The organism is Sphingomonas sp. jy18 (genome assembly GCF_056931895.1).
On sequence record NZ_JBXPBT010000001.1, the window covers coordinates 1,017,914 to 1,027,867 of the forward strand.

Annotated in this window: 12 protein-coding genes; all 12 read right to left on the minus strand. The window is 66.2% G+C overall.

From position 1 onward, the window contains the following. Positions 1–334 precede the first annotated feature (334 nt). The 12 genes from AC0QC4_RS05065 to AC0QC4_RS05120 all read right to left on the minus strand — a co-directional run bounded on the left by AC0QC4_RS05065 (position 335) and on the right by AC0QC4_RS05120 (position 9,669). Positions 335–586 carry a hypothetical protein gene (locus AC0QC4_RS05065; RefSeq protein ID WP_483658615.1) on the minus strand — a complete coding sequence of 84 codons (252 nt, stop codon included), beginning with the start codon at positions 584–586 and terminating at the stop codon, positions 335–337. After that, entirely contained in the window at positions 579–800 is a 222-nt protein-coding gene (locus AC0QC4_RS05070; RefSeq protein WP_483658616.1) for a hypothetical protein, read from the minus strand. The genes AC0QC4_RS05065 and AC0QC4_RS05070 overlap by 8 nt, the downstream gene beginning before the upstream one ends. After that, positions 797–1,318, minus strand: a complete 522-nt coding sequence (locus AC0QC4_RS05075) for a hypothetical protein (RefSeq protein ID WP_483658617.1) — start codon at positions 1,316–1,318, stop codon at positions 797–799. Before AC0QC4_RS05075 ends, AC0QC4_RS05070 begins: the two co-directional genes overlap by 4 nt. Before the next feature lie 275 nt (positions 1,319–1,593). Continuing rightward, a complete protein-coding gene (locus tag AC0QC4_RS05080) occupies positions 1,594–3,246 on the minus strand; it encodes a DNA primase family protein (protein ID WP_483658618.1) in 1,653 nt (550 codons plus the stop codon). Then, complete coding sequence (locus AC0QC4_RS05085; protein ID WP_483658619.1) at positions 3,239–3,565, minus strand: hypothetical protein; 327 nt, start codon at positions 3,563–3,565, stop codon at positions 3,239–3,241. The genes AC0QC4_RS05080 and AC0QC4_RS05085 overlap by 8 nt, the downstream gene beginning before the upstream one ends. Beyond that, positions 3,558–4,310, minus strand: a complete 753-nt coding sequence (locus AC0QC4_RS05090; protein ID WP_483658620.1) for a hypothetical protein — start codon at positions 4,308–4,310, stop codon at positions 3,558–3,560. Before AC0QC4_RS05090 ends, AC0QC4_RS05085 begins: the two co-directional genes overlap by 8 nt. A 14-nt stretch (positions 4,311–4,324) precedes the next feature. Next, positions 4,325–6,133, minus strand: a complete 1,809-nt coding sequence (gene dnaG, locus AC0QC4_RS05095; protein WP_483658621.1) for a DNA primase — start codon at positions 6,131–6,133, stop codon at positions 4,325–4,327. Continuing rightward, the gene (locus AC0QC4_RS05100) at positions 6,133–6,756 is read right to left on the minus strand and encodes an MT-A70 family methyltransferase (RefSeq protein WP_483658622.1); all 624 of its coding nucleotides are present in this window, start codon (positions 6,754–6,756) and stop codon (positions 6,133–6,135) included. The genes dnaG and AC0QC4_RS05100 overlap by 1 nt, the downstream gene beginning before the upstream one ends. Then, positions 6,756–6,968 carry a hypothetical protein gene (locus tag AC0QC4_RS05105; RefSeq protein WP_483658623.1) on the minus strand — a complete coding sequence of 71 codons (213 nt, stop codon included), beginning with the start codon at positions 6,966–6,968 and terminating at the stop codon, positions 6,756–6,758. Before AC0QC4_RS05105 ends, AC0QC4_RS05100 begins: the two co-directional genes overlap by 1 nt. After that, complete coding sequence (locus AC0QC4_RS05110; protein WP_483658624.1) at positions 6,965–7,294, minus strand: hypothetical protein; 330 nt, start codon at positions 7,292–7,294, stop codon at positions 6,965–6,967. Before AC0QC4_RS05110 ends, AC0QC4_RS05105 begins: the two co-directional genes overlap by 4 nt. A gap of 10 nt (positions 7,295–7,304) precedes the next feature. Further along, positions 7,305–8,441, minus strand: coding sequence for a DNA polymerase III subunit beta (gene dnaN / locus AC0QC4_RS05115; protein ID WP_483658625.1), 1,137 nt, complete (start codon positions 8,439–8,441; stop codon positions 7,305–7,307). Continuing rightward, positions 8,434–9,669 (minus strand): hypothetical protein, encoded by a 1,236-nt coding sequence (locus AC0QC4_RS05120; protein ID WP_483658626.1) that lies wholly within the window; start codon positions 9,667–9,669, stop codon positions 8,434–8,436. Before AC0QC4_RS05120 ends, dnaN begins: the two co-directional genes overlap by 8 nt. Between the last annotated feature and the right edge of the window lie 285 nt (positions 9,670–9,954).

Below are 9,954 nucleotides of genomic sequence, written 5' to 3' on the forward strand. Positions count from 1 at the left end.
TACTTCCTCCATCGCCGCGATCAGGGCGGCTGCGGGTGTGGGGCTAAGTTAAGGGAAGTCGTGCCCTGGGTGATCGTCTCGGGCGCAGGCCGCGATTTTTTCGTGAGCCTCGGCATTGTCGCCATAGTCGCTGTCCCCACACTTGGGGCAAACATGGACAGGAACGCTACACTCGCAACCGTCGCCGCAACCGGCGTTGCGCCCACCAACATAAACCATCTGGCAACCGACTTCGCGACAATCGGCGGCGGCAATCTCCCGCTTTAGGCGCTCAACGGTGGCCTCCGCTTCCGCCAACGCCCTGATACGCTCGGCTTCATGCATTGCGGTCATGTCATTCCTCGTTCCAGTATTGCAGGTCGCTATCGACGGCCTCGTCTGCCTGTTCGTAGGAGCGCGGCGTAGGGTCGGTATCCCAGTCCGTCTCATAAGTGGCGACGGCGGCATCCATGCCCTCGTCCAGGTCCAGATCGGGCACGGCCTTCATGTAGCGCAAGGCCATGTGCTGAATGAGCATGGCGCGGAAAATGCGCGGGTGAATGCCGTCCGGTGCGGCAACGGGATAGTCCAGATCGGCTTCATGCATTGCTTGTCCCCAAGATTGTGCGGACGCGAATGCCCAGGGCATGGGCATCCTTCATCTGCGGCGAATATCGACCGGTCATCGCAACGCCGTTGTAGCCGTCGATGAAGGCCATGCGCTGCGGTCTGGTGCCGTTGACTGTCAGCACAGTGCGTATCCAGTCGGTCCGTTGCGCCTCACTCAGCCGCGCAGCTATCTCTTGTGGTGTCGGGGTCATGGCCGACCACCCATCGACACCCGCCGCGCCATAGCGATCAGCGCCCGGCCATAGCGCTTGCGCAAGCCATCGGCCCCATAGGCCGCGCCCTGCCTGTTGCGGAACACCGCGCGCAGCGCCATCCAGTCCGGCCTGGTAGCCCCGCGCCCCAGCTGCTCGATCACCGCCGTCACCAACCGGCGATCCACCTCGGGCACCACCGCCAGCCAAGCGGAGACGCGGTCGCGCCGCGCCACCTCGTCGATCGACAAGCCGGTCTCCCGCGGCGGCGGTGCCTCTCCGTCGACCCCGCGCGCATCCCAGTCGCCGGCGCGCCCCTCGCGCGTGATCAGGTGCCACGGCCCGTCGCTGGCGAACGGCCAACGCCCACCACCAGGCGACCGCCGCCAAAGCCGCCACGCATCCACCAGCGCCGCCTGCACATCCTCGGCCGACAGCGGCCCCGCCGCGCGCTCGCCTGCGAGCGGGAAAGCCGAACCCAGCGTCGCCATCTCCACACCCTTCGTACCCACTATCATCATCTAACCCCTATCTTCCGGACACTAGTGTCAACCTTGGGGGAGTACGCGCGCGAGCGCATGACCGAACACCAATGCCGACAATCTACCGTCCAACTGTCCGTAACCCGCAGAATTCCTCGCCCCCGACTGTCCGGCCAGCTATCCGGCCAACCATCCGGCATACTGTCCGAAACCCTCATTCCTCGGTCCGCTCGACCCGCCCCGCGCCACCGTCGCCGCGCGCCGGACAGTCTTTCGGACAGTTGCCCGGACAGTCGTCTTCACGCCCGCCATCAGCCGAAGATGTCGTCGCTGGGGTCGAACCCGGGGTCGTCGTCACGCCATCCGGCAGGCAGGTCGGCCGACGCGATCGCCGTCGTTCCGGCCATCAGATCGTCGGCCCCGCGCAGGCGAATGCCGACGCGCAGCACCCGGTTCGTCTTGTCGGTATCGCGGTAGATCTGCTTTTCGTTCAGTGCGTTGCCAAAGCTGGTCTGCGACATGATCTTGTCGGCCGCATCGCCCCGCTGCTCCGTGCAGAACGCCTTGAAATCCTGATACAGCGCCGTCGCGCCCGTCGTCGCGGACGGGTCGGACAGGTCGCACCGGGCTTCCAGCCACTCCACCAGCGCGCTGCCGCTCGCCCAGAAGCTGCTGCTCGCCATGCGTGACAGCTCGGGCTCCGGCACATCGCCGCTGTCGAGCCACGCCAGCGCGCCCTCGATCATCCAGTTCAATATGCCGCTCGCCTCGGCCAGCAGCCGCGCCTCGACGATGTGTGGCGCCTCGTCGGATAGGCCTGCCGTCACGCCATAGGTCTTCACCCATGGCAGCAGCTTGAACCGCCGGCGGAACCCGCGATCGTCGCTCGGCGCCTTGGGCAGCGGGTTGCATTCCACGATCAGCTGCCAGCGCGGGATGAAGGTGATTTCCTCCACCGCGTTAGGCGCGCGGGCCGTGATCCGGCTGCCGGTCACCTGCTTGATGCGCTCGCCGTCCCACGTGCTGCCCTTCTTGGGCTCGTCGGCCACCACCAGGCGGATGTCGCCGCGCAGCCGCACGATGTCGCTCTGATGGTCGGAACCGCTCTTTTCCTGCCGCGATTGCAGGAACGTTTTCGGGCTGGCGCTGCGGAAATAGTCGCCCAGCATCTGGCCTATCACGCCATTGGTCATCGACTTCCCGTCGCCGCCCTTGCCCTGATAGATGTAGAACGCCTGGTCGGATATCAGCCCGGTCAGCGTCATGCCGTAGATCCGCTGGATCGCGGTCCGCGCCACCGGGTCGTCGTGCAGCTCGTCGAGCCGCGCCCGCCACGCCGGACAGTCGGCCCGCGCGTCATAGGCCACAGCCGCGATCTGCATGAACATGTCGGCGGGGTCATGCCCGGGGGTGAAATCGGCCGTCCAGCCATCGGCACCATGGTCGGTAAAGCGCAGCACGCCGTTCAGGCAATGGAACGCGTACAGATCGGTGTCGAAGTCATCGAGGCTGGCGCGCATCATGAAGGCGCCATCCTCGTCGACCAGCGCCGCAGCCTGCTTCAGCATGCCTGACGTGCGGTCGCTGTTGCCCGTCTTCATCGCCCAGGCAAACAGCTGGTTGGCCCGTTCCTTGGCCATCTCGCCGGTAAAGCGCGGCCCGTACACCGATTGCACCTCGGCATCGCTCGCCAGCATCAGCGTGCGCGCCTCGTCCAGCAGCGCCTCGCTCACCGCCAGCGCCACGCTGCGTGCCTTCGCCGCCCCGTCACGTGGTGTCCACCGCGCACCGTCGAACCGCACCCAGTCGCCCTGCCGCCCGATTTCGCCGACAAACAGCAGCCGGCCACCCGCCAGCTGCGCAAAGCGTCGCGCATTGCCGACATCGTTCATCGGCAGCTTGCTGCGCCACAGCCGCGGATCGTCCGACGCCGGCACCATCTCTCCGGGGTCACGCTCAGCCATGATTCACTGGCTCACCAAGCAGATCCGACGCCACCGCTTCAGGAATACAAATCCTTACCTTCAGGAAGTGCGCACAATGCCAGTATCGATGGCTGGCCTTTCCTTCGAACCCCAGCGCATGCATGACGACAAAAGTCCGTTGGCTCATTCCACTGGCTTGCAGCGACGAGACACGCAGGAGATCACCGACGGCAGGGTTGTCGCTTCGATCGGTCTCCCAATCTGCCCGGATGCAACACGCAAGATCACCTACGCGCCAGTCGGCATTCCATCCTCGTTGGTCGTTGTCGCCCAACAGCGTTCGCATAACGTCACCCATTGTCCCGCGCTCCCGGTTGGCAGACGTACCGCGATTGCTTGATCCCCAGCGCTGGGTCTCCCCGGGTGTGCGCTTTCACTAGCGCACCGGTAGACGGACGCAGATGTGCCTTCACCCAATGCAGCGGCTTGCGGTTGCTCAGGCGACCCTCGACGCGTCGGCCGAGGTGGTCGCGAGTGACGCCAGTCAGGCGGACCTCGGTCCACGCCATCAAGGGAAATTTGCCAACCATCGGCTCCGCACGAGCAATACGACGAGCAAGGCCGGCATGGGGCTGATGCAGCACAAGGCCCACGTTTTGGGGACGGTTGATGTAAATCAGCGCCGCGCCGACGATCGCATTCAATGCTCTTTCTGCATCGAAATCCTCGTCGCTTGATTCGGGATAAATGTAGCCGTGATGAAACATTCTCCGACCGCCAATACGTAGGCTGATTCCATCATCCCACATGACATATGCCGAGTTGCGCACTGAATTCGGATCGTCTTCGTCACGTGCAATAAGCAGGATTCCGGCGCGCCCACCATCACCTCGGGCTTCCAACCAGCAAACAGGAAATGGAAGAAAACCCCATTGCTTTAAGTGTGCCCGCCGTACCGTTGACTCTAGGGCGTCGTACTGATCAGCGAGGTCGATTATGTCAGAGACCTCGAAATGTTTGGCGCGCATGAATTCCTTCCACGCGCCGGAATCGGGCAGGTTTCGGGTGGATCGCGGCCCACACAACTGCTTCCAAATCTTCATTGCTAGAGGCGGCATCAGCGTCCCACCTCCCGGGCATCGATCAGCGCCAGCGTGCGGCTCAGCCGCTTGTCGACCACCTGCGCCGCCCGCTCCACTGCGGCGCCGGTGATCACCGGCAGCGCTGCCTCGGTCAGCGGGCCCTGCACGCCCAGCGCGCGCCGATAGCTGATGTGGATCGCCTCGGCCTGCTCGCGCATCGCCGGGTCGGCCTCCATGTCGATCACCGTCTTTGTTATCTCGCGCGTCGAAAACCCGAACGCCTTGGCAATCTGCATCACCGACTTGATGTCATCGTTCAGCTCGCGCCGCTGCGCACGCAGATCCAGCACCCGCCCTGCGATCATCTTCAGCTTGCGCACCGATTCCTCGCCCTCGTCGGGAAAGGCATATTTGCCCTCATCGGCCTCGATCAGCGCCGCCACCTGCTCCGCCGGCGGCCGCAGCCGGGCAGACAGGCTCACTTCGGCATCGTACCGCCCGCGCCACAGCGCCAGATACTGCGCACGCGTCTCGGCATCGACGATGGTGCCGGCCAGCGCCTCGAGCTGGTGCCAGACAGCCGCCACTCTATCCGGCGACACATCGTCATCACCCGCCGCGTTCGCCTGCGAACGGGGGGCCGAAGACCTTCCATCGGAAGAAAGGCCCGCTTCGGCTGCAACGCAGTCGAAGAGAAATCTGGCCATCGGCACCGCATCGCCCAGCACCGCCTCTACCGCGTCCCGGCCTCCCGATCGTGCGACATCGTCCGGATCCTGCCCTTGCGGGAACAGCGCCACGCTCAGCGACTTTCCCGCGCCGATCAGCGGCAGCGCGGTCTCGCATGCCCTCCGCGCGGCCGTGCGGCCCGCCACATCGCCGTCGAACGCCAGGCACGGCACTTGCACCGCGCGCCACGCCAGCTCCAGCTGCGCCGCGGTGCAGGCCGTGCCCATCGGCGCTACCGCCTCGGCTATGCCCACCGTCGCCAAGCCAATCACGTCAAAATAGCCTTCGACAATCACCAATCGCTTGGGGTGACGTTGCGGTGGGCCGCCTGCGGCCGCCCCGCTATCGCCTGCGATAGGGGAAGGGGCGGATCGCAACGCGCGCAGCGCACGATGATAATTGAACAGCACCCGACCCTTGTCGAAAATCTCGCTATCTGGCGAATTCTTGTACTTCGGCACCAGCGACGATGGCTGCAACGATCGCCCGCCAAAGCCGATCAGCCGGCCCCGCGCGTCATGCACCGGCACCATCACCCGCAGGAAGAAGGATTCCCCGGCCCTGCCGTCATCGCCCTGCCACGCCAGCCCGGCGGCCAACGCGTCGGACAGTTGGATTCCCACATCGCGCAAATGCCCTCGGCGAGACGGTGCCCAGCCCAGCCCGAACGCCGCGATCGTCGCGGCATCGATGCCCCGCCCATGCAGATACTCGCGTGCCACGCCGGTCTGCTCCAGCTCGCGCACATACAGCGCCTGCGCCGCTTCGAGCGCTGGCCTGATCCCGTCGATCCGCTCGGCCCGCGCCGCTGCCTCGGGGCTGCGCGCCGGCACCTCCATGCCCGCCGCGTCGGCCAGCTGCCGCACCGCGTCCATGAACGGCAGCCCGCCATGGTCGGTCAACCAGCGCAGCGCGTCGCCATGCGCGCCGCAGCCAAAACAGTGGTAAAATCCCTTGTCGTCGTTGACCGTGAAGCTCGGCGTCTTTTCCTGATGGAACGGACAGCACCCCTTATGCTCCCGCCCCGCCCGCGACAGCTTCACCGACTGCCCGACCAGCGCCGACAGCGATGTGCGAGCCCTGAGCTCGTCGAGAAAGGCAGCAGAGAGCGCCACTATGCTGCCTTCCCGAATTTGCCGGCATCCCGGCCCCAACTCACCCAGCCCGGGCGGTCCGTGCGGCTGAACAGTTCCAGCCTCGGCCCCGCCACCAGCGCCTCGATCAGGTCATATTGGCAGTCGGGCTTGCGGCTGTGCTCGCGCCGCGGCTCGATGATCGCCTGCCGCACACCCTTGCTCAGTCGCTTCGGCTTGCCCCGCGTGAACAGCAGGCAAGGCTCCACCTGCTTGCGCGTCCAGTAGCCGAAGCCCATGCGTGGAGGGGCAATGTCACCCGTGAAAAGGTCGATCTGGTCTGCGGCGATCAGCTTCTGCTTGATCCAGTAAAAGGCGTCCGTCTTGAATTCGAACCCCCATTCCTGACCCAGCGCCATGGCCTGGTTAAGGTGCGAACCGACGACCCACATGAACAGCGCGGCATCCTTCGCCACCACGTCCCGCACCGGCAGAGCGGCGATATCATCCAGCGACATCGTCGGATAATGATCCTCGGCGGTCCGGTGCGGCGTCCCGCCGTCACCCGAATAGGCGTCGAAAGACCAGGGCGGGTCGGCAAGGATGCAGGCCCAGCCACCGTCCACGGTGGGCAGCGCCGCGCCGCCATTGACGGTGGGCAACATCAGGCACCACCCACATGCAACCCGGCATCGATCGACGCGACGAGCTCGTCGAACCGCCGCACCTCCATGTCCGTCGCGGACACGCCATCCACCCGCAGCAGCCGCGCCCTGTGCTGCGCCAGATGCGCCAGCACATCGCCCCGCTCCGCCGCCCGCCCCGCATCATGCGCTGCGTGCAGCCCGGCCCACGCCGCTGCCTGATCGACAATCACACCTCTACTCCCGCGATGAGCGGCCTGCCGAGCGTCGAACCGGACAGATGGCCCGGCACAGGAAACACCGTAACCTCGGGCGACTGCACAACAGGCAGCGGCGCCGCGCGCCGCCGCGCCATCGCGATCATCGCATACAGATTGCCGCTGGCCGAAGCGCCGAGCCCGAGCAGGTCGAGCGCGCGGCGGCAGGCTTCGCCATCGGCAAGCGCCGCCGCATCGAACAGCGCCTGCATCGCCGCGCCATGCCGGGCGTCGCCATCCACCAAATCGACGGCCTCTTGATCGATGCCATCTTCGTCCCAATCGAAATCACCGCCAGACATCGTCACCTCCTCAAACGTTCATCGGCATCAGCACGCCGACGAAGCCGTCCGGCACCACCCGCTCGAAGCGGATCGGCGCACGAGGGTCAGCGAAATGGATTGCCGCGCTATCGGAGCCGACAGCATCGAGCGCAGACTTCAGATAAGCGGCGTTGCAGCCGACGGTGAAAGCGCCGCTGTCCCAAGAGACCGGGCACTCATCGGCGGCATGCCCATATTCGGGCGAGGTGGCGGATATCGTGCACCGGTCCGTGTCCAGGTCGAGCCGCACCGCGCGCGTTTTGTCGACCGCAACCGCCGTTGCACGAGCGATCGAGGCCGTCAGCGATCGCGGGTCGACATGCAGCAGCTTGTCGTTGCTCAGCGGAATGACGCGGGTGTAATCGGGGAATTGGCCGTCGATCTTCTTGGTCGCATAACTGCTGCTGCCCCATTCGAACCGCAACAGCTTGTCGCCCACGCTGATCTCGACATCCTCGTCGACATCCTTCAGCGCGCGCGCCAGCAATGTGACAGCGCGATGCGGAATGATCACGTCCGGCAGATCGGACACGTCCATATTTAGCTGCTCGCGCGCCAGATTATGCCCGTCTGTCGCCACCATCGTCAGCTTGCCGGTCTTTCCACCGTCGATGCTGGCGCGGTGCCAGAACACGCCGTTCAGATAATAACGGTGCGGCTCGGTGCAGATCGCGTAGCTGATGCGCGCCAGGCACGCCGCCATCCGCTTGCCGTTCATGCTGAACTCGGCAATCGCGTCGCCCGTGACCAGCAAGGGGAAGTCGTCGCGCGGCAACGTCTTCAGCGCGGCCCGGGCCCGCCCGGCGCGCAGAACCAGCTCACCGGCCCCAAGCGATAGGGCAACCTCGCTTCCCTCGGCAAAGCCCGCAACCACCGCCATCAATCGGGCGGAAGACACGGTTGTGGCAAATGGCGCCTCTACCCGTGCCGGAATGGTTTGTACTGCCTGCTGGTCCAGATTGGTGCCGGTCAGCCGGATCGTCTCGCCGTCGCCTTCGATCAACACATGCGACAGGATCAGAATCGTGTTCTTCGGTTCGATCACACTGTCGATCAGCTGCAGCGCCTTCAGCAAAGGCCACCGCTCCACCCGCGCTGCGCACTCGGGCTCGTTGCTCTTACCCATGAATCGTCATCCCTTCCTCGCCGAACCCGGCATCGAACTCGCCGTCGACCTGCTTGGCCGTGCCCGTCACCCACCACGCCCCGCCATCGGGCAGGGCATCGCGCCGCCGCAGGTCCATCCGCCGCGCCTCGGCGCGGATCAGCCGCACCAGCATCGGCACAGGCCGTTCGCCATGCGCCTGCGCGATGCGCTCCAGCAGTCGCAGATCCTCGGGCCACGCCGCGCGCAGCACGCCGGCGGCACTGCCCGGCCCATCGCCCATGAAAGCTGCCTGAAACGCCGCGCCATAACTGTCGCGTGACGGTGGCGGCACGCTCAGCTTGGCACCCGCGGCCATGCCGCCGCCCACCGTGCCCGCAATCTTGCGGTTGCGCCCCAGTGCCTCGGCCTCGGCCCGGGTCGCCGCGCGCAGCGCCTCTGCCCGGTCGCGCTCCACCGCATCCCGCCGCGCCGCGATATCGGCCACCTCGGCATCCTTGGCTTCCAGCGCCGCGCTCGGCGCGGCCTTGGCCTCGCCCATCTTTTCATCCGGCGCCGGCCATCCCGTGCGCTGCCCGGTCTCCGGCACGTAAAACCGCCGCTCTTTCAGCGCGCGGCCCTTTTCCAGCACCAGCCAGCCATTGTCGCGCAGCCACAGCAGCAGCGTCGGCACCGCCGATTCCATGCACCCTGCGGCCACCGCCAGCTCGCGATTCTTCGGGCACGGCCCGCCCTCGTTGGCAATGGCGCGGATCGCCTCATACACCACCCGCACCCGCGCCGACGGCATCACACCCAGCACCGGTTTGGGCGGATTGGCAGCGGGCAGATCGACGCCTGTCAGGAACGCGCGAATGCGATCGCGTGTAGCTGGACGAGGGCAGCGACTCCGCTCCAGCTCGTACAGCCGCGATGATGATGATCCGAACAGCGGCCGCACGAACTCGACAATATGGACACCACGCGCCGTTGCTTCGTTGCGCAGCACTTGGCCCCATTCGGCGCCAGTCGCATCATCGGCAGGCAAGGCTATGCCGGTGCCGGCGGCGCCAGCCACCGGCACCGGTTCAGGGAGCGGCGCTGGCGCGGTCTCCGGCTCCACCTGTGCGGCGGGGAGCGGTGTCGCCGTGCCCCCCGCCGCTCCGTCGCTGTCACCGGCTCGAACGGTCGTCGGCTTGGGGGCAGCCTGCCCCCCCACTTTCGCGACGGGAAACTGATAATCGGGGTCGGGGGTGGCGGATGCGGCCACCCCCGCTTTTCCGGGGCTTTCACAGCCGCCCGTCGGCTGCTCAGTTTCACTGCCCCGTTCAGGACCGGATCGGCTGTCTGACCTCGCCGCCGGTTCAGGCTCCATGGGTGGCGGAGCATCGGCCACGGCTTCCGCCGCAGTGCATCCCGATACTGCCCGCCGACTAAACCCGTCAGACGCCTGCACTTCTGCTGGTGGCGCTGCAGCCGCAGCGCCACCAGCCCCCCCACCCCCCAAAAATTCTGCAAAGGGGAAACCCCTCGCCTGTCCACCCTCCAACCAACA